Annotated in this window: 23 protein-coding genes; 7 read left to right on the top strand and 16 right to left on the bottom strand. The window is 40.7% G+C overall.

What is annotated here, in order from left to right:
- The first annotated feature begins 121 nt into the window (after positions 1-121).
- The gene (locus A33Q_RS13355; protein WP_009033355.1) at positions 122-706 is read left to right on the top strand and encodes a DJ-1/PfpI family protein; all 585 of its coding nucleotides are present in this window, start codon (positions 122-124) and stop codon (positions 704-706) included.
- 28 nt (positions 707-734) lie between these two features.
- On the opposite strand, the gene A33Q_RS13350 is transcribed toward A33Q_RS13355, so the two are convergent.
- From A33Q_RS13350 to pdeM, 8 genes are all read right to left on the bottom strand, one after another.
- On the bottom strand, positions 735-1,394 hold the full coding sequence (locus A33Q_RS13350; protein WP_009033354.1) for a 3-oxoacid CoA-transferase subunit B: 660 nt from the start codon (positions 1,392-1,394) through the stop codon (positions 735-737).
- Positions 1,395-1,852: 458 nt separating this feature from the next.
- The gene (locus A33Q_RS13345; RefSeq protein ID WP_009033353.1) at positions 1,853-2,551 is read right to left on the bottom strand and encodes a CoA transferase subunit A; all 699 of its coding nucleotides are present in this window, start codon (positions 2,549-2,551) and stop codon (positions 1,853-1,855) included.
- 18 nt (positions 2,552-2,569) lie between these two features.
- Positions 2,570-3,502: a bifunctional riboflavin kinase/FAD synthetase gene (locus tag A33Q_RS13340; protein ID WP_009033352.1), complete on the bottom strand. Its 933-nt coding sequence runs from the start codon at positions 3,500-3,502 to the stop codon at positions 2,570-2,572.
- Positions 3,489-4,172, bottom strand: a complete 684-nt coding sequence (gene truB / locus A33Q_RS13335; protein ID WP_009033351.1) for a tRNA pseudouridine(55) synthase TruB — start codon at positions 4,170-4,172, stop codon at positions 3,489-3,491. The genes A33Q_RS13340 and truB overlap by 14 nt, the downstream gene beginning before the upstream one ends.
- 1 nt (position 4,173) lies before the next feature.
- The gene (locus A33Q_RS13330) at positions 4,174-4,968 is read right to left on the bottom strand and encodes an undecaprenyl-diphosphate phosphatase (RefSeq protein WP_009033350.1); all 795 of its coding nucleotides are present in this window, start codon (positions 4,966-4,968) and stop codon (positions 4,174-4,176) included.
- 5 nt (positions 4,969-4,973) lie between these two features.
- Positions 4,974-5,180: a DUF3098 domain-containing protein gene (locus A33Q_RS13325; protein WP_009033349.1), complete on the bottom strand. Its 207-nt coding sequence runs from the start codon at positions 5,178-5,180 to the stop codon at positions 4,974-4,976.
- 2 nt (positions 5,181-5,182) lie between these two features.
- Positions 5,183-6,073 (bottom strand): cell division protein FtsX, encoded by an 891-nt coding sequence (locus tag A33Q_RS13320; protein WP_016255250.1) that lies wholly within the window; start codon positions 6,071-6,073, stop codon positions 5,183-5,185.
- Between the two features lie 51 nt (positions 6,074-6,124).
- Positions 6,125-6,793, bottom strand: coding sequence for a ligase-associated DNA damage response endonuclease PdeM (gene pdeM / locus A33Q_RS13315; RefSeq protein WP_040490494.1), 669 nt, complete (start codon positions 6,791-6,793; stop codon positions 6,125-6,127).
- A gap of 115 nt (positions 6,794-6,908) precedes the next feature.
- Here pdeM and A33Q_RS13310 point away from each other — a divergent pair, with 115 nt between their 5' ends.
- Positions 6,909-7,346, top strand: a complete 438-nt coding sequence (locus tag A33Q_RS13310; RefSeq protein ID WP_009033346.1) for a DUF2147 domain-containing protein — start codon at positions 6,909-6,911, stop codon at positions 7,344-7,346.
- Positions 7,347-7,474: 128 nt separating this feature from the next.
- On the opposite strand, the gene A33Q_RS13305 is transcribed toward A33Q_RS13310, so the two are convergent.
- Positions 7,475-7,765, bottom strand: coding sequence for a TIGR03643 family protein (locus tag A33Q_RS13305; RefSeq protein ID WP_009033345.1), 291 nt, complete (start codon positions 7,763-7,765; stop codon positions 7,475-7,477).
- A 40-nt stretch (positions 7,766-7,805) separates the two neighbouring features.
- Here A33Q_RS13305 and A33Q_RS13300 point away from each other — a divergent pair, with 40 nt between their 5' ends.
- Positions 7,806-9,275 (top strand): cryptochrome/deoxyribodipyrimidine photo-lyase family protein, encoded by a 1,470-nt coding sequence (locus tag A33Q_RS13300; RefSeq protein ID WP_009033344.1) that lies wholly within the window; start codon positions 7,806-7,808, stop codon positions 9,273-9,275.
- A gap of 16 nt (positions 9,276-9,291) precedes the next feature.
- Here the strand turns inward: A33Q_RS13300 and A33Q_RS13295 are convergent, their stop codons facing one another.
- The 7 genes from A33Q_RS13295 to fmt all read right to left on the bottom strand — a co-directional run bounded on the left by A33Q_RS13295 (position 9,292) and on the right by fmt (position 18,489).
- Entirely contained in the window at positions 9,292-10,941 is a 1,650-nt protein-coding gene (locus A33Q_RS13295) for a hypothetical protein (RefSeq protein WP_040490493.1), read from the bottom strand.
- Positions 10,938-12,149, bottom strand: a complete 1,212-nt coding sequence (locus A33Q_RS13290) for a hypothetical protein (RefSeq protein ID WP_051394860.1) — start codon at positions 12,147-12,149, stop codon at positions 10,938-10,940. The genes A33Q_RS13295 and A33Q_RS13290 overlap by 4 nt, the downstream gene beginning before the upstream one ends.
- Positions 12,150-12,286: 137 nt before the next feature.
- Entirely contained in the window at positions 12,287-14,458 is a 2,172-nt protein-coding gene (locus tag A33Q_RS13285; RefSeq protein ID WP_009033342.1) for a penicillin acylase family protein, read from the bottom strand.
- 643 nt (positions 14,459-15,101) lie between these two features.
- Positions 15,102-15,887, bottom strand: coding sequence for an SDR family oxidoreductase (locus A33Q_RS13275; protein WP_009033340.1), 786 nt, complete (start codon positions 15,885-15,887; stop codon positions 15,102-15,104).
- The gene (locus tag A33Q_RS13270; RefSeq protein WP_009033339.1) at positions 15,884-16,384 is read right to left on the bottom strand and encodes a dihydrofolate reductase; all 501 of its coding nucleotides are present in this window, start codon (positions 16,382-16,384) and stop codon (positions 15,884-15,886) included. The genes A33Q_RS13275 and A33Q_RS13270 overlap by 4 nt, the downstream gene beginning before the upstream one ends.
- A gap of 106 nt (positions 16,385-16,490) precedes the next feature.
- On the bottom strand, positions 16,491-17,354 hold the full coding sequence (locus A33Q_RS13265) for a DUF4412 domain-containing protein (protein WP_016255248.1): 864 nt from the start codon (positions 17,352-17,354) through the stop codon (positions 16,491-16,493).
- A gap of 199 nt (positions 17,355-17,553) precedes the next feature.
- A complete protein-coding gene (fmt, locus tag A33Q_RS13260; RefSeq protein ID WP_016255247.1) occupies positions 17,554-18,489 on the bottom strand; it encodes a methionyl-tRNA formyltransferase in 936 nt (311 codons plus the stop codon).
- 117 nt (positions 18,490-18,606) lie between these two features.
- On the opposite strand from fmt, the gene A33Q_RS13255 reads away from it, so the two are divergent.
- From A33Q_RS13255 to A33Q_RS13240, 4 genes are all read left to right on the top strand, one after another.
- Positions 18,607-18,972: a hypothetical protein gene (locus A33Q_RS13255; RefSeq protein ID WP_009033336.1), complete on the top strand. Its 366-nt coding sequence runs from the start codon at positions 18,607-18,609 to the stop codon at positions 18,970-18,972.
- A 76-nt stretch (positions 18,973-19,048) separates the two neighbouring features.
- The gene (locus A33Q_RS13250; RefSeq protein WP_016255245.1) at positions 19,049-20,224 is read left to right on the top strand and encodes an efflux RND transporter periplasmic adaptor subunit; all 1,176 of its coding nucleotides are present in this window, start codon (positions 19,049-19,051) and stop codon (positions 20,222-20,224) included.
- 12 nt (positions 20,225-20,236) lie between these two features.
- Complete coding sequence (locus A33Q_RS13245; protein ID WP_009033334.1) at positions 20,237-23,389, top strand: efflux RND transporter permease subunit; 3,153 nt, start codon at positions 20,237-20,239, stop codon at positions 23,387-23,389.
- A complete protein-coding gene (locus A33Q_RS13240; RefSeq protein ID WP_009033333.1) occupies positions 23,386-24,840 on the top strand; it encodes a TolC family protein in 1,455 nt (484 codons plus the stop codon). The genes A33Q_RS13245 and A33Q_RS13240 overlap by 4 nt, the downstream gene beginning before the upstream one ends.
- Positions 24,841-25,028 lie beyond the last annotated feature (188 nt).

Below are 25,028 nucleotides of genomic sequence, written 5' to 3'. Positions count from 1 at the left end.
AAATTAATCTTAAAAGTTGATATTTTCTACATGTATAGCTTTTCCCACAGAGAGATATTTAAAAAGATAGTGTTGCATATTTGGAGTATGTTTAAATTTAGGAGTAATAATTACAAAAACCATGTCAGAAAAAAAGCTTAGAGTTATTATTCTCTTGTTTGATGATGTTGAAGTCTTGGATTTTGCAGGCCCTTTTGAGGTGTTTTCAGTGACAGCTCAACTATCGGATTACCGAAAACTTGAAGTAAAAACCGTAACGAAATCAGGGCAAGGGATCATTGCAAAAAATGGTCTGAGAGTCACTCCTGACTGTGGCTTGGAAGAAGTTCAGCAAGCAGATATTCTGGTTTTACCAGGAGGTGATGGAAGTAAAATCATTGCAAAGGATGAGGAAGTCTTGGATTGGGTCAAAAAAATAACAATGAACTCTCAGGTAACCATGTCGGTCTGCAGTGGTGCGAGAATATTGGCCAGATTGGGGTATTTGGACGGGAAACCTTTTACCACCCATCAATCTGTTTTCGATGATATTCTGAAAATTTCTCCCAAAGCCATAGCAATGAAAAACAAACGTTTTGTTGATAATGGTAAGGTTATGACAGCCGCAGGAGTGGCAGCAGGTATTGATCTTTCCCTTTATGTAGTAGAAAAAATTTTCGGCGAAGAACCTAAAAAGCAAACGGCCAATTATATGGAATACAAGTAGAAAAAGGCTGGGCCAAACCAGCCTTTTTTCAATCAAATCTCATTTCCGGGATTTCGCCTCTAATTATTAATTTACCTTCAGTTTTCTCCCTGATTTCTTCGACGCTCACCCCTGGAGCTCTTTCCAAAAGTTGAAAACCTCCCTCGGGTAATACATCCAATACAGCAAGGTCAGTGACTATTTTTTTTACACATCTGATACCTGTAATCGGTAAAGTACATTTTTGTAAAAGCTTTGACTTTCCATCTCTGCTGCAATGTTGCATGGCCACGATGATGTTTTCTGCTGATGCTACCAGATCCATGGCTCCGCCCATTCCCTTAACCATTTTTCCTGGGATTTTCCAGTTGGCTATGTCACCTGTTTCAGAAACTTCCATGGCCCCCAAAATGGTCAAATGGACATGTCCGCCTCTTATCATGGCAAAAGATTCTGCGGAGTTAAAGAGCACAGACCCCTTAGTCATGGTTATGGTTTGTTTACCTGCATTGATTAAGTCTGGGTCAATTTTGTCTTCGGTAGGAAAGGGGCCTATACCTAAAAGCCCGTTTTCGGATTGAAGGACCACTTCGAGGTTGTCAGGAATATAATTGGCCACTAATGTGGGAATACCGATCCCTAAATTTATATACTGTCCATTCTGGACCTCTTTGGCTATTCTTTGGGCTATTTGATCTTTATTTAACATGTCTTTAAGTTGTTTTGGGTTGTGATGTTAGTTTAGGTAATTATGCTTGAAATACAGTGGAAAGAAGATTGAAATAAGGTTGAAACTGGCGCTTTAGCGGAAGTCCCGAGAGCGAAGCGATTCGGGATACAGTAGAAATACGATTGAAATAAAGTAGAAATAAGGTTGAAATACAATAGAAATACAATTGATAGAAGGATGTGAAATCAAGGCTTATTTCTCCTAATCCCGCCTGATCTAGATATCTATATCGCCGAAGGCATATTTCAACTTTATATCGCGTAGCATATATCCGTTTATTTCACGAAGTATATTTCCTTTACATATCTCTACCTCAACTTTTTTCTAGTAGAGGCATATTCCCCTAATCCGGCCTGATTTAGTAATCTATATCGCCGAAGGCATATTTCAATTTTATTTCACGAAGTATATTTCTACTATATATCACTAAGTATATGTCATTTCTTAGAAACGGTCCTTTGTTCTATCCTTTTTTCGTAATCAACGCCCTGAAAAATCCTCTGGACATAAATTCCAGGTGTATGAATGCTATTCGGGTCCAATTCACCGGCAGGAACCAATTCTTCTACTTCTGCAATGGTGATTTTACCGGCAGCTGCCATCATAGGATTGAAATTCCTTGCAGTTCCCTTAAAAATCAAATTCCCTGAAGTGTCTCCTTTCCATGCTTTGACAAAAGCAAAATCAGCCTTCAACCACCTTTCTAATAAGTAAAGCTTTCCTTCAAATTCTCTTATTTCCTTTCCTTCGGCTACTTCTGTTCCTACGCCAGCAGGAGTAAAAAATGCAGGGATGCCAGCTCCTCCTGCCCGTACTCTTTCAGCTAAAGTCCCCTGCGGAATTAATTCCACCTCCAATTCCCCGCTCAATAATTGCCTTTCAAATTCAGCATTTTCTCCCACATAGGATGAGATCATTTTTTTGACCATTTTTTTTTGGAGCATCAAACCTATTCCAAAATCATCCACACCGGCATTATTTGAAATACAAGTTAACCCGCTTAGATCCATTTCAAGAAGTGCCTTAATGCTATTTTCAGGAATACCGGAAAGACCGAATCCTCCAAACATCAACACAGCATCTGAAAATACATCAGCCACTGCTTCTTGGGCATTTGCTACAGTTTTATTGATCATATAAATTGTTTTTTGGGTTTATAATTGACTTAAAATGCGCTTCGCATCTTCTTTATCTCTGCTCAATTGTTCTTTCAAGGCATCAATCCCGGAAAACTTGACCTCAGGTCTAAGATAGGATTTAAAATGTACACAAATTCTCTTGTCATATAAATCTCCTTCAAAATCGAAGAGGTGAACTTCGATACTCTGACTCTCTCCATTTACGGTCGGTCGCATACCAATGTTAAGCATTCCTCCAAAGCTTCCTTCATCCACTTCTACCTTGACGGCGTAGGCCCCATCGCATGGGATAAGCTTATAATCATGGGGAACATGGATATTGGCTGTAGGAAAGCCGATGGATCTTCCCAGCTGCTGACCTTTGATGATGATTCCATTGAGCTCATAGTCTCTGCCCAAATATTCATTGGCAGTACTGACGTTGCCTTCTTCCAATGCTTTTCGGATTTTGGTGCTGGATACACCAACATGGTCCACGTCTTCTCTGGATATTTCTTCGAGTTCAAACCTAAACTTATCAATATTAGCTTTCAGATACTCAAAACTACCCTCTCTGTTTTTCCCAAACCTATGGTCATAGCCTATTACCAATTTACGGGTTTGGATTTTATCAATAATGATTTTTTGAATAAACTCTTCCGAGCTCAATTTGGAAAAATCTTTAGTAAATGGAATAGTCAGCAAATGATCAATACCAAACTCTCTGAGCAGTTTGGCTTTCTCTTCAAAAGTGCTGAGCAGTTTAAGCTTATGCTCGTTTGGGTAAAGGACCATTCGGGGATGTGGCCAAAAAGTGATCATTACCGTCTCTCCACCGACTTCATCTGCAATATTCCGGATTCTTTGAAGGATTTTTTGATGCCCAAGGTGAACACCATCAAATGTTCCACTTGTTACAACCGGGTTTTTTACCGGTTCAAAATGATCTGTTCCTTCATATATTTTCATCCCGTCTTTCTTTGATTTTTTGTATCAGCAAATCCAGCTCTTCGGCTTGCTCTAAAGAATGCTCACCAATGCGTGTTCTGCACAAAGCAGACATGTAGGCACCTACTCCAAGAATGTCACCTAAGTCTCTTGCCAAACTTCTGATGTATGTTCCTTTAGAACAAATAATCCTAAAATGTACCTCTGGGTTTTCAAATTTGGTGATTTCAAAAGTGGAAACGCTTACTGGCCTGGGATCCATTTTAACCTCATGGCCTTTGCGTGCTGCTTCATACACCCTTTTTCCGTCTACTTTGATAGCGGAATGCATGGGGGGAATCTGTAAAATGTCACCTGTTAATTCTGCGGCGGCAGCTTTTACCTGATCCAAAGTGATAGCCGACGCATCTGCAACTTCAATGACGGGATGCTCAAGATCAAAGCTCTCGGTAGTTTTCCCGATCACAAAAACCCCTGTATACTCCTTTTCCTGCCCCATGTAGGACTCAATGGATTTGGTTTTTCTTCCGGCACAGACTATCAGCAGGCCGGTAGCCAAAGGGTCCAAAGTGCCAGCATGACCAACTTTTTTGATTCTCAAGGCATTTCTGACCTTCTTGACTACATCAAATGAAGTCCATTCCAAAGGTTTGTTGATCAGAAATACTTCACCGTAAGGTTCTTGCTGCATTTTATAAATATAATCCTGCGAATATGGCTATCAAACCCACAATACTACAATAGATAGCAAAATAAGTTAGCTTACTTTTCCTTACCAAAGCAATCATCCAGGTGCAAGCAAAATACCCTGAAATGAATGCTGCAACAAAACCAACAGACAGGTAACCAAAACTTTCACTATTGTAAGTCAAGGCACCGTCCAGAATATCCTTGGCTATTTTTCCAAATATGAGAGGGACCACCATCAAAAAAGAAAAGCGGGCAGCCTTGGTTTTGTCTATACCTAACAATACAGACGCGGAGATGGTAGCACCGGATCTTGAGATTCCCGGAAGCATGGCGACCGCTTGGGCAAGACCAACCAATACAGCGTTTGGAAAGCTTACAGGTTTTTCAGTATTTTTTGCTTTATCAGCCAAAAAAAGTAACAAAGCAGTAACCAATAGCATAAATCCCACAAAGACAATCTGTCCTCCGAAAAATTGTTCTAGCTGTTCTTCGAAAAACAAGCCAACGATTACAGCTGGAATCATAGACAAAACAATTTTGGCTACAAATTGTGTCTCTTCGTTCCATTTGAATTTAAAAAGTCCTTCCAGCAACACCACAATGTCTTTTCTGAAAACCAATAAAGTCGCTAAAGCAGTAGCAAAATGAAGTACTACAGTAAACATTAGACTTTCTTCAGGAATCTTCTGATCTCCCAATATGGCTGAACCCAGTTCTAAATGTCCACTTGATGAAACCGGTAAAAACTCAGTCAATCCTTGAATAATTCCAAGGATGATTGCATCTATTATTTCCATGTTTGTTATTTCCCGGATTTGTGAAAAATAGCATAAAACTGAAACAAGAATCCTGAAAGGGTTATTACAGGTCCAAGAATTAGACCTAAAAACCCAAAACCATGGGGTTCTTTATCCAAGCCGATTATGGTAAATCCAATGATGATCATACCCAATCCAATGAGCATGAGGATGTAGTTTTTTTTGGTAAATGCAAAATGTGAATTTGGCATGATTAGTATAGTTCGTCCAATGACATGTTTAAATATTTATTGACTGCCTGCAAGGTACTGAAAACAGACAGAGTGGCACCGATTAATACCAAAGCTCCAAAAAGGTAGTACAGCAAATCATAATCCTGTAGCATGGCAAAACCGTCAATATTTGCTTTGGTATATTCTATAATTCCGAATAATAAGGCTGAGGCTATAAGTCCTGCCAAAATCCCGAAACCTAAAGCTCTGGAGAGAAAAGGCTTTCGGATAAATCCTCTAGTAGCTCCAACCAATTGCATGCTTCTGATAAGAAATCTCTGGGAAAACAGTGCAAGCTTGATTGTGTTGTTGATCAACATGACTACAGTAAAACCAAGAATCAAAATGAATCCACCCATGACCAAGGCTACCTTAGTAAGGTTTTGATTGATGGATTCTACCAGGTCAGCCATATAAGTTACCTCAAAGACTCCATCCAGTAATTGGATTTCCTCAACGATTTCTTCTATTTGTTCAGCTGTCTGAAACTCTTCCGAAATAGCCAGTGTGTAGCTGTCTCTCAAAGGGTTGTCATCGAGAAATTTGGAGAAATCTTCTCCCGTGTCTTCCAGAAAGGATGCAGCAGCGTCCTCTTTGGAAATGAAGGTTAAAGCTGCGCTACCTTCTTTCTGTAAAACATATGCTTTGGATTCTAAGGTTTTTCCAATTTTGGCAATACCGGTCTCATCAAGATTTTTGTTTAGAAAAACCTGTATCTCAATATTCTCTCGGATAATACTTGTCAGTGTTTTGGCCTGAATGACAATAACTCCAAAAAGGCCCACTATAAAAAGGGATAGCGTGGTACTGAACAAAACTGAAACAAATTTAAACCTTCCTAATCTGGTTTTTTTTCTTGGATTTACCCTCATATTCCTAATGAATTCTGCCAAAATTAAACAGCTTGGCTTTGTAAACCAATCTTATTTTCTGAAATCAACTGGAATTACTTTTTTATCAACAGTGACATAAGCTACATCACCTTCCTTGCCTTTCATTTTTGCCAAGCCTGTAAATCTTCCGAAAGCAGGCATGATCAGAATATTACCACTTAGAAAAAAGCAGGGTAAACTCAGACTTTGTCTTCCTTTTCCCCGAAGTGAAACCCCTGGGTGGATATGGCCACAGATGTTCAGGGTGTTTTCTGGAATTAATTCCTGAGGCTCATGTGTAAGTAAAAGCTTACCCAATTGATAGGATGATTCATGTACATTCCATAATTCCGAACGATAGATCAAAGCCGGTAGTATATCATGATTGCCCTTGATCAGATGAAAGATAGTTTTTGGAAAGAATTCCAGAAAAACTTCCAAATCATTCCATGCAGTATTCCAATCACTATGGAACAGGTCTCCTAGAAAAAACACTTCTTTTGGCTTCAATTCATCCAAAATTCTCTGCAATTGAAGATAATCTCCGGTATGAACATTTTCAGGAATGGGTACCCCTGATTTTCTGAAATGTGCAGCTTTGCCAAAGTGAGGGTCGGCAATTAACAAGGATTGGGTATGAGGTAAAAAAATTAATTTTTCGGGCAGCATTAAGATTTTCTGTTCCTTCCAATTTATCAAATGTCCTTTTTTAAATACCACTTCCAATAACCCTTTCTTACTTTTTCAGTTTAAAAACTAAACCTTTTAACGAACCAATCCGATTTAGATTTGTAAAAGTATTACATATCATCGATTTCAAAATTTTAATTTTACTATGAACAATTATTTATTGACATTATGCTTAGTTTTTACCTTCAGTGGATTATCTGGAGTCTTAGCTCAAAGTCCTGACGATATTTTAGGAGAATGGTACACTACTGAAAAGGACGCCAAAATTGAGATATTCAAAATTCAGGATAAATACCATGGTAGAATCATCTGGATGGAGGAACCGGAGATTGATGGGAAGCCAATATTAGATGAAAACAATTCAGATAAAAGTAAAAGAGCCAGGCCGATTTTGGGAATGAAACTGCTGGAAGACTTTAAATTTAATGATGGAAAATGGGAAGATGGTACTATTTATGACCCAAGGAACGGGAAGAACTACTCCTGTACTTTAAAGAAAAAAGATGCCCAAACCTTGGAAGTAAGAGGCTATGTAGGAGTATCTCTCATTGGGCGAACGGTTGAATGGTCAAAAGCCAAGTAGAAAAAATCAAAAAATCGTTTTTCAAAGAGGATATTGGGATAAACTTTCGTTTCTAAAGCTTCACGGGCTGCTATTAAGCTAAGTTTTATTTATCTGATTATTCGGATCAAAAAATATTGTATGCTTCCTTACCCTTTTCTCTTACTGATTTTATTCAGAGCTATCCCTTTTTGCATGCGTGATTTGAAGGTGAGCATGTCTCCTGGTGACTTGGCGGCGTGTTTGGTGCTTCTGCCCTGAACCCTTTTCCTCCACATTCTAAAAGAGCTTTCTTTCATTTCTCTTCGCATCAATTGAATGACTTCTTTTTCACTTAGTCCAAATTGCTGCTCTATAGCATCGAAAGTTGTACGGTCTTCCCATGCCATTTCGATTATCCTGTCAACTTCTTCAACTGAAAGATTTTTTGATTTGTCCATGGTGCTAAAACTTTGTGGAATTGGCATTGTTTACAAATGAATGGAAAAAATAAATGTCATTTGGTTCAAGAGAGACTTGAGGTTGCAGGATCATGAAGCTTTGCAAAAGGGGACTGAGGCAGGGTTACCCTTGATTTTGATCTTTTGTTTTGAACCTTCCTTGGTTTCCGCTGCCCAGAGTGATGCAAGGCACTGGAGGTTTGTCTTACAAAGCTTGGAGGATATGAATGCAAAACTTCAGGACTATGAGACCAAGGTGCATGTTTTTTTTAAAGAGGTGGAGGAAGTCTTCACACTTTTATTGAAGTTCTATCAGGTGCATGAAGTTTTTTCACATCAGGAAACAGGCATAGGAATTACTTATGAAAGGGACCTGAGGATGGCTTCCTTTTTTAAAGAGAAAAAAATCATATGGTCAGAATTCAAACAGCAGGGAGTCAGAAGGGGCAGAAAGGATAGAAGAAACTGGTCAAAGGAATGGTACGCGATGATGTTCTCACCACAGCAAAATCCTGATCTGAAAATGGGTAGGTTCTTCACCTTATCCCAGGAATTAATGGGTAGTTCCGGAGTAGAAAAAATTCCTCTTTCTTGGAAAACACCGAACCCATCCATGCAGGCCGGAGGAGAGACATTTGCCAGAAAATACCTGAATTCATTCATTAAAGAAAGAGTCGGGAACTATAATAGACATATCAGTAAACCAGAACTAAGCAGGAAAGGCTGTAGCCGTTTGTCACCTTATTTGGCCTGGGGAAATCTGTCCATTAAGCAAGTATATCAAGCGGCCGAAAAGAGAAAAAAGGAAAATTTCCAAGTTCGTAATTTTACCAATTTCCAATCCCGTCTGCGTTGGCATTGTCATTTTATACAAAAATTTGAAATGGAACCTGAAATGGAATTTAGGCACCTCAACAAGGGGTTCGAAATTATGGAAAAGCCACTGGATGAGGTCAAATTGCAAGCTTGGAAGAAGGGTGAAACCGGCGTTCCTTTGGTTGATGCCTGTATGCGTTGTTTGGTAGAGACGGGGTATTTGAATTTTAGGATGCGTGCCATGTTGGTTTCCTTTCTTACCCATCACCTATTCCAGGAGTGGAAGGTAGGCTCAGCTCACTTAGCCAGGCAGTTTTTGGATTTTGAGCCGGGAATTCACTATCCACAGCTACAGATGCAGGCTGGAGTAACAGGTATCAACACCGTAAGGATCTACAATCCGATCAAACAATCATTAGATCACGATCCTGAGGGTGTTTTTATCAGGAAATGGGTACCTGAATTGACAAGCATTCCCAATGCTTTGATTCATGAGCCTTGGAAACTGACAGGAATTGAACAGTCATTATATGGTGTTAGGCTAGGAGAGGGCTATCCTTTGCCCATTATCGACGTGGAAGCTTCCGGAAAATATGCCAGAGACAAAATCTGGGCAGCGCAGAAACTCCCTGAAGTGAAACAAGAAGCTTCCCGGATCTTAAAAAAGCACACAGTACCCAACAGGTGGCCATAAGTTGATCACCGATTTTTCAGATTACTTCCACATCAAAAGCTCCATTGACGATTTCTCCATCAATTTTCACCTGAATCCACACCCTGTAATCACCTGGTTGTGGAAATGCATATGGGAATCTAACCATACTATGGTCCTCGTGTTCGGGATCCTCAAGATAGGGCAGGTGTACCATATCTCCCATGAGCAGGCTGTCTCTTTCCTCATCCGGCAATTCATCCAAAAATGAGAGCACCTGATCTACACTGTCCATAAAACTCAAATTTTTGGGTAGGTTATTAAATCCAACATATCCTGATTCAAACCTTTCCAAAAGCATTTGCTGAGAGCCCATGGAATAAGTTCCAGTGGGATGCAAGTGTATGTAAACCGATCCATCATGCTTCAACACAACTGCATGACCCATCATGCCCAGATAGGGTTCCAGCTGTGCAGGTTCTCCATCAGGATCGAATAGGGCAAAATCCAGACTGTACAGCCGTCCTGCTTCAAACTTGCCTGTCTCTGTCTCCCACATGGCAGAATATCCTCCAGGAAGATCAGTCATCAGGCCTGGCTTACCACATACCATGATGTCACCATCCAAAACCAGTGGTTTATTTCCTATGGGATTTGAAAATGTAAAAGTATCATCTCTCCCCAATCTGAATTCCCTATTAGAAGCCAATTGAAAATTAGCAGATTCCGGTACTGAAAGTTCGGAAACTATGGTTTCAGAGAATCCAGTGTACCTTGTAATATCTGCAAAAACGTGGTAATCACCAGCAGGCAAAGGAGGTAATTGGACTTCATAATTTAATGTATCCAATCTTTTTGGGTGCAAATGTGCAAATACATCCAATTCATTTTTTTTGATCAAAAATAAATGCATGAGTTTACCGTGGTCTGGAACCATATAGCTCAGTTTGCGGGTAATTTGACCATACTTCAGTTCCGTAGAGTCCACTTTTAAGCGCAGGTAATTACCACCATCTCTTTCAATAAATTTGCTTTCAGCAGAAAAAGGCTGGTACAATGTCTCATTGTATTGCCTTGCCTCTGCATCCCACCAGGATTTACCACCCCAAAGAACCAAACCAACTACAACAGCCCCAATTGCTGTACCGATGATTCTTTTCCTTTGACCTTTGGGGCTTCTTTCTTCACCGGGATTGCGGATGCTGTCACCCATTGCTGAAGAAAAAATGGTCACCAAAAGGATAACAAGGAACCCCCCCAAAACAGATAAGGCAATCCCGAGTTCCTTAGGCATTTCATTTTGAGCTGTAGGCATGGCCATGATGGGCACTACCGCTTCGTAAGTCTCCCCATCTTTGGTAAGCAAAATCTGCACGCTAGAAGTACCACTTTGCATAAACCACATCTCCCCTTCATATTTCCCCGGTTCATCGGGCACCGATATCAAAGCATCTGCTGTGGGCGTTCCCATCAATCCGGCAGACCAATACACTGGCCTTGCTTCTAATATTACCCCATCCGGATTTTCAGGAAGAATGACCGATACCATGGCTGTTCCTGGAATGACTTCAGGTGGGTCTACATTGGCCAAGACCCTGTAATTACCCATCATACCTTCAAAAATCACCCCGGGACTACCCACATGCCCCATGCTCAGGTACCAAATCCCCAGCAGCGCTAGGAAAACCAAATTTTTATGCTTTATCATCTTTTCACCTGTTTCATCCAATTTCCCCATGAAAGCCCAATCCTTGATGTAATCCACGCTATAGGTAAGGCAATCAATAGGCCCTTGACCAATGCCCATCCAGTATCTACACTGCTGGGAACAAAAGCATACCTGTAGGCATAATCAGGAGAACTCATATAAGACCAGGAGGACCTGCCAAAAAACCAACCGCGGGCAGCTTCTGTATGTAAGAACTCAGCAAAGTACCATTGGGCCGGAACAAAAGTTCCCAAAAACGCCACAGCTAATAGGCATGAAAGCAACCATTTATTTATGTGCTTGAATCTGGCCATAATAAGGTCAATTGCTACAGCAGGCACAATCAAAAGAATCGGGAAATGATAAGCCTGTAAGGTAGTTATGTGGTTGTAAACAGGGCTTAACCTTGGTTCTGCAGGAAAAAGGGGCAGAATCCATACCATTGCAGCCATAATCAAGGTGTAAGCCAGTGCCATTTTTGTACATGCCCATTTGTATGGTGCCGCAAAAGTCACTGAAATCATAAACAGAGGAAAAGTCAAGGCCGCAATCTGGTACATCAATGCTCCATGCATCAAAAACGGCCAGAAATACTGGGAAACCAACACATAAACCATGGCCAGAAGAATCCCCGCAGTCAGGGCATACATCCACTGCAATTGGCCATAGGTGTTTTCTGTGATGTTCTTTTGGAGTCTGTTCTGAAGTGCAGTAACGGAAATCATTGCACCAAATTGGATCATGATCATTCCCAATCCCAATAGCACATGCGGAGGTGAGAGGATCTGTACATCCAGTCCATAAGTATTGTGCCACCAATCATCAAAAGGTGCTGAGGTCAGCATGGCAAAGGCTCCCCAGATACAAAACATAGCACCTAAAGAACCATGAAATATTCCCCAAAACTTGATTGCTTTTGATTTTTCAGCAGTTGTTCCCCAAAAACTCGTTTTGAGGACTTTGATTCCTGAGAAGACACCGGCAATTACTGCTCCCACATAAATCGCAATATGCGGTGGAGAAAACAAGGTGTCACGCCCCACACTCATGTGCCAGGAAATGTCCCAGATCAATCCAATAACGATACAAAGGGAGGAAAAGACAGAAGCATACACATAGGTAGGAATCTGTCTGATTGAAGTGGCGCTGTTGCTCTGGGTTTTGACCGCTTCCTCTTGAAGGGTCAAAGTGCTAAATGTGACTTTCATTTGGATTGGATTTTTTTTCAATTTATATAAAAATGTATGCAATAGCGAAATATCATAAATGAAAAACCCTTGATCATCAGGGAAAAACAAAAATGGCAACCGTTTGGCTGCCATTGATTTGTGTTTGATAAAATTATTTACTGACCAGGTCTATATTTCTTTCTGGCATTGGCTTCTACATCTGCTCTGTAGTAGTGTACATCCTTAAATTCTCCAGCAGCATAAATCTCTGCCTGATCGACGAAATGATGTGAAAATGGGTTTCCGCTTTGCCCTCCGGCAAGCAGACTCTTTGCCTTAACTTTATCACCGAACTCCACTACGGCCACAAAACTGTTGCCTACATTGCCATACCACTTTTTGGTATTTGGATACGACCTGCTTCCGTAAGCTGCCAATGAGCCCCAAAGGGAAGAGTTATATCCAATAGGTAAACTTGGCAGATCATCGTAAAATTTTCCCTGAATTTCGTTGGTGACCCTTTGGAACCTGTTGATTTCTCCCCAAGGCCTGTTCCAGGTACCAAAATCTTCCATGAGCTTGTCTACCGCTCTTTCTAAGGCATCAAGCATGGCCGGACCTTCCATTTTTTCAGCGATATAATCAAAAATATAGGCATCCCAAGGCCTGTCCATATTTCTTACTTCTGCCAATAGTTGATTTCCCCAAAAAACAGCAATGGAGGTACCCACAGAAGAAACACCTGTTTTCAAATCCCAGTCTTTTAAAACTTTGATTGGATCCGAAAGGGAATTCTTTTGGGAGTGATCGGCCGGTAATGCTTCATAAGCTTTTACAAGGGCAGGAATCAGTGGATCAAAAGCCATCAGGGTAGGTTCGTAGCCAAGCTCTTTGGTTAGGGATTCCATGGTGTAATTGTCCTTGTTTTTCATGATCCTTACAGCATTGATCCCGCGGGCATTTTCGAGGTCCCAAGCCATATAGCCAGGATAATCTTCTTGCTTTGGACTGTATGGACCTGCCGCGGTAAAGGGAGTGGAATTACAATTTTGTATCCAACCGTTTTCAGGATTTTCAATATAGATCATCTCATCCACTTCGTGAAGTCCCTGCCAGTCAGTCTCCGGATTGGAGCCATCCACCACATTTCTCCAATCAAAATCCGGGTTTCTTCTCGGAATGAAGTTCCCATGGTAATACACAATGTTCCCATCTTTATCGGCATACACCGTGTTGTTGGAAGAGTTGGTCTTTAGGTTCATGGTGGCCTTGAATTCCTCGTGTGTTTTTGTTTTGGTTCGGATGTAGGATTGGGTAAGAGCCTTTTGCCTCTCTACCATCAAGGAGATGGCGACCCACTTGCCGTCTTCTTCGCGAATGACCGGGCCGTGATGGCTATAAAACGCCGTAAATTCTCTTTCGATTAACTGATCACCTTCTTTGTATTTGGTAAGGATTTTCTTTTCGGTAAGTGGTCTCCATTCCTCTCCAAATTTGTAATGGTATTTCCCGTTTCTTTTTTCAACAGTCAGCGCAAAATGATCAATGGCATCGGCCCTGCTGGAAGTATGCATCCATCCGTTGTATTCGTTGAATCCTTGATAAATAAAAAACTGTCCCCAAGTAACCGCTCCATAAGCATTTAACCCTTCTTCGGAAACCATATGAACTTCCGGCCTGAAATAGAAGGATGTATGCGGATTTATAAATAAAAGGGCATTGCCAGTTTGAGAGAGCTTTGGAGCTATGGCAAAGCCATTTGATCCTCTGGGTTCCTCATCCCAATCCCGCTCCTGATATACCAAACCAGCGTGGAAATCTTTGTCATAGAAACTTTTTAGCTCATTGACCGAAATGGTTTCAATATCTCCGCCTATGCTGCCCTCAGAGAAGGCCAATGCCATCCAAGGCTCGAATTTGGTCAGTAACTTAGGTTTGATTTCCGGATGGGAATGTAGAAAATAATTGATCCCGTCAGCCCAAGCATCCATCAAGGATTTAAGCCAATTCGGAGATTCCTTGTATTCTTGCTTAAGTACTTCCTCATCTATGTAGAGCTTCATCCTGAGGTCGGCATAGAGTTCTTGAATACCTTCCACTTCCGCTTTTCTCCCCAAGGCAAAAATGTAATTGGATTCCACGCGGTTGAAGTCATCCTCGCACTGGGCGTAAATCATACCAAAGACTGCGTCAGCATCGGTTTTGCCATAAATGTGAGGGACACCATATTCATCTCTGATGATTTCGGTGTTTTGGGCATGGGATTTCCACCTGTCCAGGTTTTCCTGTGCTATGGCCGGAACTAGGTAGAAGAAAAATACCAGCAGTTGAAAGCAATTTCTAAGCATATATTGGGTGTCTTGATTGATTTGCTAAAATAGGAATATAGGCAAGACTATCAATCAATATTTATCCGAAGGGGAATATTTCAAAGTATAAAGAGGAAGCTTTTTATTGTTCAGTTTCGAACAAATTCTGTTTCGTATTTGGACAAGGGACAGAGGAGTGTTTTTGTAAAATCCCGTTCTCCTTTATTGAGGGCAGATTTGGCATGGCTGGTCTCAAATTTGTGTTGACTGAATAAAAATCCAATATGTTGACATTCTTACTCTGGTTGATATTGGCGGTTCTTTGCTGGCCATTGGCAGTTCTTGCCCTAATACTTTATCCAATTGTTTGGTTGCTGTTGTTACCGTTCAGACTTTTGGGCTTTGCAATTGATATTTCTTTTTCCTTTATAAGGAATCTGCTGATGTTGCCTTTTAGGCTTGTAGGTCTGGGAAGGTAGAAGAAGCGAGAGATTAGATGATAGAATCGAGATAGGAGAAGCAAATACCGAGACAAGGAAACAATTAAAGATAACTTAATGAGATATGTACCTCTGAGGTTTTAAAAACCTTGGAGGTCAGAAAGTAAATTTGAAACAAGTAACTTGAAGCAGTTTGAAATCAGAAAAAGCCTCGTAAATCGTAAATCCAATTTAAAGATCATCTACCTCACTTTTGCTTTTCGAAGTATTCTGGAAAATACAGAAGGGAATAGTCTCTTAAGGTAAACAGCATATTTTTCTTTACCGCCAATCAAAACCTCTTCTTTTTTAGACTCAATGGCTTTGTAAATCTGCCATGCACAATCCTCAGCAGACATCCCTTTGGCTTGGGCATCATCCATTTCTTTGAGCGGACTGCCATTGCCTGTTAAAGCATTAATAGAAACATTGGTTTTGATAAAACCTGGACAGATCATGGTTACACCTATATTGTCTTTAAAATGCTCAGCCCTAAGTGAGTCAAAGAATCCATGCAATGCATGTTTGCTGGCGGCATAAGCTGTTCGGTAAGGTGAGCCAAATTTCCCAACCAAACTGCTGACTACTCCAAAATGCCCGGATTTCTTGTCGATAAAATGAGGAAGTAGGGCTTTGCTGAGTGCCACAGTTCCAAAAAAATTCACTTCCATTATTTTTCTATCTACTTCCAAACTGGTTTCCGCAGCAAGTGACCTTTGACTGATACCACCATTGTTGATGAGTATATCAACCCTTCCAAAGGCCTGGGTAGCTGCCTTCACTTTTTCTTTCATCCCGTTTGAATCGTTCAAATCCAATGGCAAAACAAAAACATCCTTAGGAGACCTACTTTCAGTTTTGATTTTTTCCAAGAGCTCTACTTTTCTTGCAGAAACGATAATTTGATGACCTTTTGAAAGGTAAAGTTTGGCTAAGGCTTCCCCTATACCCGATGTCGCTCCTGTGATCCATACAATTTTCCGGCTCATTTTTTTATCCTTTTGTAAGTCACAAAGTCAAAGTCAAATTCATTTTTATCATCTTTTCTATAAGATTCTGAAGATACCTTTTTCCATTTGGAAGGATCAATAGGAGGGAAAAATACATCGGCCTCAGGGCTAGCATTTACCTCTGTCACCAATAATTCATCACTCAATTCAAGACCCTGTTTGTAGATTTCAGCTCCTCCAATGATAAAAACCTGATTCAAATGTTTTCCAATGCACAATTGAATGGCCTCCTGAAGGGAGTGACAGACTATATGCCCATCAGGGAGTTGGAACTCCGGATTTCTGGTGATTACTATAGATGTTCTATTGGGTAGGGGTTTCCCGACTGATTCATAGGTTTTTCTGCCCATGATAATGTAATGACCAGAAGTGATCTTTTTGAATAGTTTCAGATCAGAGGATAGTTTCCAAATCAACTGATTGTTCTTGCCTATGGCATTGTTGTTGGCTTTTGCTACAATGATGGATATTTTCAAAATATTCAGATTTAGATCTACAATATAATACTACTATCTGTAGATTGACAAAAAAAATCCCGAACAGGGTGTTTCCTGCTCGGGATAAGTAAAAACTTGTTTAAGTTCAATCATTAGCTGCCTGCATACCTGCAAACACACTCGGGTAATCACTCATTTTGAATACCTGTTTTTGATTGTCATTGATTTCAATGACTTTCATGTCTACAATACTTTTATCAACCTTACTTTCATAATACATTTCCATCAAGTTTCCCTTAGGTAGGTCACTGAAGTAAGATTGGTTTTTACTTTTCATTTTTGAAGTAAGGAATGGGTTTTCATTGCCCCAGAAAGTATTATTCCCTTTGATAGGTTGCTGGGTTATCCAGTAACTTGCTTTGGCATCTTCAGAATCCATGACAAATTCTTCACATGCATAGCCATTGATGGTTTTGGTATTTCCTGTTTTGGTAAATGTGAAGTCTTCTTCTGGCATATCTTCTTCATCCACTTCAATCCCTTCTGATATTTTGACCAGATCAATGCCATAGGCCATGCGTTGCTTTTCTCCTTCACTTTCCATCAGAATGATGGAAGCATTCCGGGAAAAATCATAAATCATAATGGCAGTTCCATCTTCTTTTTTCTTTTTGCCCTGGTCCATATCCACTTCCATACCCATGACCTGAACATCTTCTGACAGGAAAGCTTTCATTTTCATGGGATCCATATCCTTTCCTTTGCTGTCTTTGCCAGTGATTTCCAATACGGTATAGCCTGTAAAGTCATATTGATCAGCCACCTCTACATCTGAACTGATCCCGCTCAGTACTTTATCCCAGTCTACTCCGGGCATTCCGTCTTCGCCATAAAGGCCTGCAAAAGCTTTTTGAAGTTGTCTTTGAGCCAATTTCTCAGCTTCGTTCTCTACCGTTTTTTCTATGGCTCTACTAACGCCTCGCTCAGCAGCATTTCTCAGTCTATTCATAATTTGGGCTTCAGCGAAAAAGGGATTCACTAGAAAAATACCCAATAAAAGCGTGCATAATTTTTTCATAAGGTGCTCGATATTATTTGTTTAACAAGTTAGGAAAAATTGGGTGGATTGACCAATACTCTTTTGTTAAGCTTTTTGCTGAGTGATTAAAATCATGCTTTGAAAGAGTATTGGTCGGTAATGAAAAAGACTATCCTTTTTTCAGTTGATACCCTCTGAGGAAGTCTTCTAGCTTCATTCTTTTCTTGCCTTCCAATTGCAGTTCCAAAATTGAAATTTTCCCTGATCCTGTTTGAAATTTCAGATATGACCTATTGTCGCTCTCAAATTCTCCTGGTTTTAAATGTGGATCATTTTCATCTAATATTTCCGTTTGGAACACTTTACAGGTTTTTCCTTCCAACACCGTCCAAGCAGCAGGATAAGGGGAAAGCCCCCGGACCAAATTCTGAATGTCAATTGCAGGTTTTTCCCAGTTGATTTGGCAGGTCTCTTTAAAGATCTTGGGAGCATGATGTTTGAATTTGCTTTCATCCTGAACCGTGGTGGTTACTGTACCTTGCGCCACTGCTTCTATGGTTTTCAAGACAAGTTTTGACCCACGTTCCATCAGTCTTTCGTAGAGTGATCCCACGTTATCCTCCTGATGAATGGGTTCTTTTTCTTGAAAAATAACACTTCCTGTATCTATTTCATGTTTGAGAAAAAATGTGGTCACGCCAGTTTCTTTTTCACCGTTGATGATGGCCCAATTGATCGGTGCAGCACCTCTGTAATCAGGCAGGAGGGAAGCGTGCAGGTTGAATGTGCCCTGTGGAGGCATATTCCAGACAGCTTCCGGGAGCATTCTGAATGCAACTACCACTTGAATATCCGCACGGTAAGATTGAAGCTCTTCCAAAAATTCCGGTGATTTCAGGTTACTTGGCTGCAACACCGGAATCTGGTGCTCCAATGCAGCTTCTTTGACAGGTGAAGGGATCATTTTTTGACCTCTTCCTTTAGGTCTGTCAGGAGCCGTGATTACTGCCACTACATTCCAGCCATTTTCTACCAATATTTCCAATGAAGGCACCGCAAATTCAGGGGTACCCATGTAAACAATCCGTAAATCTTTTTTATTCATGATACAAATGTCTAAAATCTTATTCAGTTGAAAGAATTGCAGACAGGGTAATCTTATTTAATTGGCAATCTTTTTGAACAGGGTATTGAATATCGAGAAAAAAGTTAATTTTGTGCGATGATTCAAAAACTACGATATGCATTTTCCTGCCAATTCAGGTTTTTAGCCTGTTTGCTGTCTTTGTTTTTCGTAGTGTTAGCTGTTTTCGACGGGTTTGAGGTTGAAGAAAAAATAGAATATCAAGGTCATTTTTTTGATGAGGCTGATTTTGATTATGTGGATTTCCCTACTTCTATCTCCAGGCCATCAACTACACCTGCTTCCAAAGTTCAGCGTATTGAATTATTCAGGATTTATGATTTTTTCCTAAGTATCACAAGACTTGAGGTCAAGCCATCTCAAATTCTTTCATACATACCCGTAGAATTATTTTCCAGTTTAGAGATTCTGGTAGGGAAGTCTATCAGTATGAACGCACCCTGAGTGCTCTTTTTTAATCATAAGACTCTTTAAAACCCAAAGTAGCCTTTCATCAAAAGGTATTTAAATCTCTTATTTTATGAACAATTATTACTTCAAAGTGAGCTTTGATAGGTTTTACCCTGTCTTGGCTTTTACGATGAACATATTATTATATGTCTTATTGTCTACGTTATTTTCTTGTAGTAGCGGAACTGGCAAAAACCAAAGTACACAACCCGTTTTAGTTCCCATCATGGAGCTAAAACCAATGGAAGTGAATGTCCCCAAAACTTATGTATGTGATATTCAGGCAGTCCAATTTGTAGAAGTCAGGGCCAAAGTAGAAGGCTTTGTCGATAGAATTTTTGTGGATGAAGGTCAATTTGTCCGAAAAGGACAAAACCTTTTCCAGCTGAGCTCAAATGAATTTAATGAGATAGTCAACTCAGCAAATGCCAAATTGCTGCAGGCAAAAGCGGAAGCCAAAGGAGCACAACTGGAGGTTGACAGACTCAAAGTTTTGGTGGAAAAAAATATCATCTCAAGCTCTGAGTTGGAATTGGCAAAATCCCGAAAAGCAGTAGCTGAGTCAGCTATCGCCGAGGCTGAATCCATGTTGAAAAATGCCAGGACCGGCCTTTCCTATACCACTATTAAGGCACCATTTGACGGGATTGTGGATAGGATTCCGTTTAAGACCGGAAGTTTGGTTACTGCTGGTGATTTATTAACCAACATTACCGACATCTCAGAGGTGTTTGCTTATTACAAGATCAATGAAAATGAGTACCTGCAATACATGAGAGATAAGGTTGGTACTGATTCTATCAGTGAAGAAATTTCCCTGATTCTTTCGGATGGAGAAGTTTATCCCCATAAAGGAGTTTTTGAGACCATGGAAGCAGATTTTGAAAGAGGAACAGGTTCAATTGCTTTGAGGGTTAGGTTTCCAAATCCTGATCAATTGATCAAACATGGTGCGAGTGGAAAAGTGCAGATGGAGGATAAATTGGAGGGCATATTTCTCATTCCTCAAAAAGCAACTTTTGAAATCCAGGATTACAGCTATGTGTACTTGGTAGATAAGGAAAATAAAGTAAGGGTCAGAAGCTTCAAGCCTTTGCAGCGATTTGGTCTATTCTACATTACGGATGGTTTTGAGGAAGGAGACAGGATCATTTATGAAGGTATTCAGCAAGTCAAAGACGGGATGGAAATCTCTCCTGAACTGACTCCTGAAAATGAGGTGTACGATACATTGTTCAAAGCTTAAACTTCCCATAAGATGCTAGAACTATTTATCAAAAGGCCGATACTTTCCACAGTGATTTCGGTTTTCATCACCTTATTAGGGCTTTTGTCATTGACTTCTCTGCCAATCACCCAATTCCCTGAAATTGTACCGCCGGCAGTTACGGTAACAGCCAAATATACCGGAGCCAATGCAGAGGTTTTGGCCAAGGCTGTTGCCACACCTCTGGAAAGGGCCATCAATGGAGTGCCGGGGATGAGTTACATGACTTCAGTTAATACAAATGATGGAATATCACTGATCAACATTGTTTTTGAAGTAGGAACTGATCCCGATCAAGCGGCTGTAAATGTTCAAAACCGTGTGGCTACTGTTTTGGATGAATTGCCGGAGGAAGTAATCCGGGCTGGCGTACAGACAGAGAAGGAGGTTAACTCTATGCTTTTGTACCTCAATCTGATGACTTCAGACAGTACTCAAGACGAAAAATTTGTTTTCAACTTTGCTGATATCAATATACTGCCTGAGCTGAAAAGGATTGATGGGGTGGGCTTCGCCCAAATCATGGGTTCCCGGGATTACGCAATGAGAGTATGGCTCAACCCGGACAGGTTGGTGGCTTATGGATTGACCCCTCAGGATGTGACAGAGGCCATTCGAAATCAAAATGTGGAAGCCGCACCTGGGAAATCAGGAATTTCCTCTGATAGGGATCCACAGGCCCTTCAGTATGTCCTCAAATACACGGGGAAGTTCAACCAAGAAGAAGATATTGAAAATATCACGCTGAAGTCACTTCCTGATGGTTCACTGCTCAAACTTAAAGATGTTGCTGAAGTTCAGTTTGATTCTCAGGATTACAATATGGTTTCCATGACTGATGGAAGGCCTTCAGCATCCATAATGATCAAGCAAAGGCCTGGCTCAAATGCCAAAGAGGTCATCCAGAATATAAAGGACAAAATGGAAGAGCTTCAGGAAAGTTCATTTCCCCCTGGATTGGAGTACAATGTTTCCTATGATGTTTCCAGGTTTTTGGATGCTTCGATTTTTGAGGTAATCAAAACCTTGATTGAAGCCTTCTTATTAGTATCACTTGTAGTGTTTATTTTCTTGCAGGACTTCAGGTCAACCCTTATTCCTGCGATAGCAGTACCGGTATCCTTAATTGGGACTTTCTTCTTTATGCAACTGTTTGGATTTTCTATCAACCTATTGACCTTGTTTGCCTTGGTATTGGCCATTGGGATTGTGGTGGACAATGCCATAGTGGTAGTGGAAGCAGTCCATGTGAAAATGCATGAACTCAAGATGAACGCCATGGATGCGACCATTGCCGCCATGAAAGAAATTGGCGGGGCCATAGTAGCAATTACCTTGGTGATGTCAGCTGTGTTTGTACCGGTGAGCTTTTTGTCCGGTCCTGTGGGGATCTTTTACAGGCAGTTTTCATTGACATTGGCCATCGCTATCGTGATCTCAGGAATCAATGCATTGACCTTATCACCTGCATTATGTGCCATGTTGCTGAAGCCATCAGATGTAGAACATAACCCCAAGAAAGGCTTGCTCCAGAAGTTCTTTTATCAATTCAACCAAAAATATGATCTCCTTTCACGCAAATATTCAAATATATTAAACCTTATTGCCCACAGAAGGACTGTTACTCTTGGAGTTTTGTTTTTGTTTTTGGTCTTGACTTATGGGGGTATGGCCGTAGTTCCCACTGGTTTTATTCCAAATGAAGACCAAGGGATGATTTATGTAAACGTGACTACCCCTCCCGGTGCCACTGTGGAAAGGACTTCAGAAATCATGGATCAGGTTCAGGCCAGCCTTCTACCTTTGGAGGAGGTGGAGACAATTTCCACACTTGCAGGTTATAGTTTGCTAACAGAAACTGCCGGAGCTTCCTATGGAATGGGGATGGTCAATTTGGTAGATTGGGGAGATAGGGACAGAAGCGTAAATCAATTGATCGGAGATTACCAGAAAAGAGTTGCACATATCAAAGGAGCTGAAATTCAGTTTTTTGCTCCCCCTCCGGTTCCAGGCTTTGGAAATGCATCAGGATTTGAACTGAGACTTCAGGACAAAACAGGTGGTTCCCTTGAAAAAACTGCTGAAATATCCCAGTCTTTTGTGGAAGAGCTCAATAACAGACCGGAGCTGAAAGAGGTATTTACCAGTTTTGAAGCCAATTTTCCCCAATATCAATTGCTCGTAGACCACGACAAGGCAGCAAAACTTGGGGTGTCTGTGGTGGATGCGATGGAAACCCTTCAGAGCTACGTAGGAAGTTACTATTCCAGTAATTTTATCAGGTATGGGCAGATGTATAAAATCATGATACAAGCATCTCCTGAATTCAGGACGTCGCCAGAATCCATTCTGAATATGTACACCAAAAACTCCAGGGGACAAATGGTACCGTATTCCAATTTTCTCAGCATGGAAAGGGTTTATGGTCCTGAGCAAATTACCAGATACAACATGTTTACCTCGGCAATGGTCAATGGTGATGCTGCTGAAGGCTATTCCTCGGGTGATGCAATTAAAGCCGTGGAGGATGTGGCCTTGAAAACTCTCCCGAGAGGATATGATATAGATTGGTCTGGAATTACCAGAGAGCAGATTGCTTCAGGAAATCAGGCAGTTTACATCTTCCTGATATGTTTGGTTTTCGTTTATCTACTTTTGGCTGCTCAGTATGAAAGTTATTTCCTTCCCCTACCAGTAATACTATCCCTACCGGCAGGGATTTTCGGTTCTTTTCTATTTCTCAAAATTACCGGATTGGAAAATAATATTTATGCTCAGGTGTCCTTGGTCATGCTCATTGGACTATTGGGAAAAAATGCCATCCTGATCATTGAGATTGCTTTACAAAATAGGAAAAGGGGTTACTCAATTTTGAAGTCAGCCGTCAATGGGGGAGTGGAAAGGCTTAGACCTATTTTGATGACTTCTTTTGCGTTTATTTCTGGCTTGATTCCTTTGACAATCGCTAGTGGTGCAGGAGCGATAGGGAATAGGACCATAGGTACTGCCGCCGCTGGGGGAATGTTGATAGGGACTTTAATAGGGGTGTTTTTGATCCCTGGATTGTTTGTGGTATTTGAAACCATTGGATCCAAGATTAAAGAAAAATCAGTCGAGAAATCAAAACCAGTTACAGCATCATGAAAACATTATTTCAATCAAAATTAGGTATTGCATTGGTGTTGGTTCATTTGTTTGCATCCTGCAAGGTAGCTGAAGTGTCCACACCGCATTTGGAAGACCTTCCGGGAAATTACCTAAATGAATCCCTTGAAGCAGAGTCAAGTCTAAATGTAGCCATGATCAATTGGGAGAACTACTTTGAAGATCCAAACTTAAAATCTTTGATCAGGGTAGCTTTAGAAAATAACCAGGATAACCTGAAAACTCTGGAAAAAATCAGAATTGCACGGGCAAACTTAGGTATAGCAAGGGGAAGTTTACTACCTGAAATCAATGGTATTGCAGGTGCAATGTCGAGGAGATTTGGAGAGTATACCATGGATGGAGTAGGGAATACTGATTCCAATCTTTCCCCTACCGTACCAGAAGACAAGTTGATACCTGATCCTTACAGAGATTTTATTCTCGGTGCCCAATTCAATTGGGAAATTGATGTTTGGGGAAAATTAAAAAACAGAAAAAGGGCTGCATTTGAAAGGTATTTAGCCTCTGAAGAAATGGCCAATCATGTCAAAACCTGGTTGATAGGAGAGGTTGTTTTGCATTATTACCAGCTTGTGGCTTTGGATGAGGAGCTTAGGATTTTAACCTCAAATATAGAGCTGCAGGAAAAAGCGGTGAATTTATCTAAAGACCTGAAGGAGTCTGGTAAAGAAAACCAATTGGCTGTAGATCAATTTGAGGCATTGATGCTCAATTCCAAAGCCTTATTGATTGAAAGACAAAGGGAAATGAGAACCACGGAACTTCAGCTCACGCGCTTGTTGGGCGGCTATGTGATGGAGCATGAAAGGACTGTACTGGATACTGCTTTTGAAAATACTGAGTTGGTAGCTTTTGGAGTACCTGCTGACCTTCTCCGGATGAGGCCTGATATCCGAATGGCCGAAAGAGAACTTATAGCATCCAAGGCAGATTTGAACGCTGCCAGGGCGGCTTTTTTCCCCAGTATAAATTTAGGTGGAATGGCAGGCTTTAATGCTTTTGATTTTGGAAAATTGTTCTTCAGCCCTGCATCCATGGTTTATCAACTAGGGGCAGGGTTGACAGCACCGGTTTTTAATAGGAACAAGATCAGAATGGAAATGGAAACTGCTAAAGCTTCTCAGAAAATAGCCATTTTGGAATACGAACAAACTGTTTTCAAAAGCTATCTCGAAATTCTGAATTTGATCAATGAGTTTAGGACATATGATGAGCAATTGCAGCTCAAATCTTACGAGGTCGAGGTGCAGAAAAGATCTGTGGATAATTCCAATATCATGTTTAGAGTTGGTTATGCGGATTACCTGGAAGTACTCAACGCGCAAAGCAGGGCTTTGCAGTCAGAAATCGAATTGATAGAGCTCAAAAAGTCTCAGCTTCAAACAAATGTCAGACTTTACTTGGCCCTTGGTGGAGGGTGGATATAATCTGAAAGAAAGATTTTGTTTTCGGTAATTGTAAAAAGACCTCTGTTTTTGACAGAGGCTTTTTTATCTGTTTGCTACCCATGATTTTTATCAAAAGTGGCGGCTGGAAAGCAAAAAATGTTGAGTGGGACAACTTTCCCTGATCTTTCCCATGTTTTCATTCTAGATGGCTCCACCACTCCAAAAAA

This window comes from Indibacter alkaliphilus LW1 (assembly GCF_000295935.2).
Lineage (GTDB): Bacteria > Bacteroidota > Bacteroidia > Cytophagales > Cyclobacteriaceae > Indibacter > Indibacter alkaliphilus.
The sequence above is the reverse complement of the archived record's forward strand: the minus strand, read 5'-3'. Positions and strand labels throughout refer to the sequence as shown.

What these genes read in the sequence shown, in the direction of transcription:
- A33Q_RS13295 (WP_040490493.1), bottom strand. Translation starts at nt 10,941, where the DNA reads ATGATAAAGCATAAAAATTTGGTTTTCCTAGCGCTGCTGGGGATTTGG.
- A33Q_RS13290 (WP_051394860.1), bottom strand. Translation starts at nt 12,149, where the DNA reads ATGAAAGTCACATTTAGCACTTTGACCCTTCAAGAGGAAGCGGTCAAA.
- A33Q_RS13300 (WP_009033344.1), top strand. Translation starts at nt 7,806, where the DNA reads ATGGAAAAAATAAATGTCATTTGGTTCAAGAGAGACTTGAGGTTGCAG.
- A33Q_RS13240 (WP_009033333.1), top strand. Translation starts at nt 23,386, where the DNA reads ATGAAAACATTATTTCAATCAAAATTAGGTATTGCATTGGTGTTGGTT.
- fmt (WP_016255247.1), bottom strand. Translation starts at nt 18,489, where the DNA reads ATGAATAAAAAAGATTTACGGATTGTTTACATGGGTACCCCTGAATTT.
- A33Q_RS13320 (WP_016255250.1), bottom strand. Translation starts at nt 6,073, where the DNA reads ATGAGGGTAAATCCAAGAAAAAAAACCAGATTAGGAAGGTTTAAATTT.
- truB (WP_009033351.1), bottom strand. Translation starts at nt 4,172, where the DNA reads ATGCAGCAAGAACCTTACGGTGAAGTATTTCTGATCAACAAACCTTTG.
- A33Q_RS13275 (WP_009033340.1), bottom strand. Translation starts at nt 15,887, where the DNA reads ATGAGCCGGAAAATTGTATGGATCACAGGAGCGACATCGGGTATAGGG.
- A33Q_RS13265 (WP_016255248.1), bottom strand. Translation starts at nt 17,354, where the DNA reads ATGAATAGACTGAGAAATGCTGCTGAGCGAGGCGTTAGTAGAGCCATA.
- A33Q_RS13305 (WP_009033345.1), bottom strand. Translation starts at nt 7,765, where the DNA reads ATGGACAAATCAAAAAATCTTTCAGTTGAAGAAGTTGACAGGATAATC.
- A33Q_RS13355 (WP_009033355.1), top strand. Translation starts at nt 122, where the DNA reads ATGTCAGAAAAAAAGCTTAGAGTTATTATTCTCTTGTTTGATGATGTT.
- A33Q_RS13325 (WP_009033349.1), bottom strand. Translation starts at nt 5,180, where the DNA reads ATGCCAAATTCACATTTTGCATTTACCAAAAAAAACTACATCCTCATG.
- A33Q_RS13255 (WP_009033336.1), top strand. Translation starts at nt 18,607, where the DNA reads ATGATTCAAAAACTACGATATGCATTTTCCTGCCAATTCAGGTTTTTA.
- A33Q_RS13340 (WP_009033352.1), bottom strand. Translation starts at nt 3,502, where the DNA reads ATGAAAATATATGAAGGAACAGATCATTTTGAACCGGTAAAAAACCCG.
- A33Q_RS13310 (WP_009033346.1), top strand. Translation starts at nt 6,909, where the DNA reads ATGAACAATTATTTATTGACATTATGCTTAGTTTTTACCTTCAGTGGA.
- A33Q_RS13330 (WP_009033350.1), bottom strand. Translation starts at nt 4,968, where the DNA reads ATGGAAATAATAGATGCAATCATCCTTGGAATTATTCAAGGATTGACT.
- A33Q_RS13245 (WP_009033334.1), top strand. Translation starts at nt 20,237, where the DNA reads ATGCTAGAACTATTTATCAAAAGGCCGATACTTTCCACAGTGATTTCG.
- A33Q_RS13345 (WP_009033353.1), bottom strand. Translation starts at nt 2,551, where the DNA reads ATGATCAATAAAACTGTAGCAAATGCCCAAGAAGCAGTGGCTGATGTA.
- A33Q_RS13250 (WP_016255245.1), top strand. Translation starts at nt 19,049, where the DNA reads ATGAACAATTATTACTTCAAAGTGAGCTTTGATAGGTTTTACCCTGTC.
- A33Q_RS13285 (WP_009033342.1), bottom strand. Translation starts at nt 14,458, where the DNA reads ATGCTTAGAAATTGCTTTCAACTGCTGGTATTTTTCTTCTACCTAGTT.
- A33Q_RS13350 (WP_009033354.1), bottom strand. Translation starts at nt 1,394, where the DNA reads ATGTTAAATAAAGATCAAATAGCCCAAAGAATAGCCAAAGAGGTCCAG.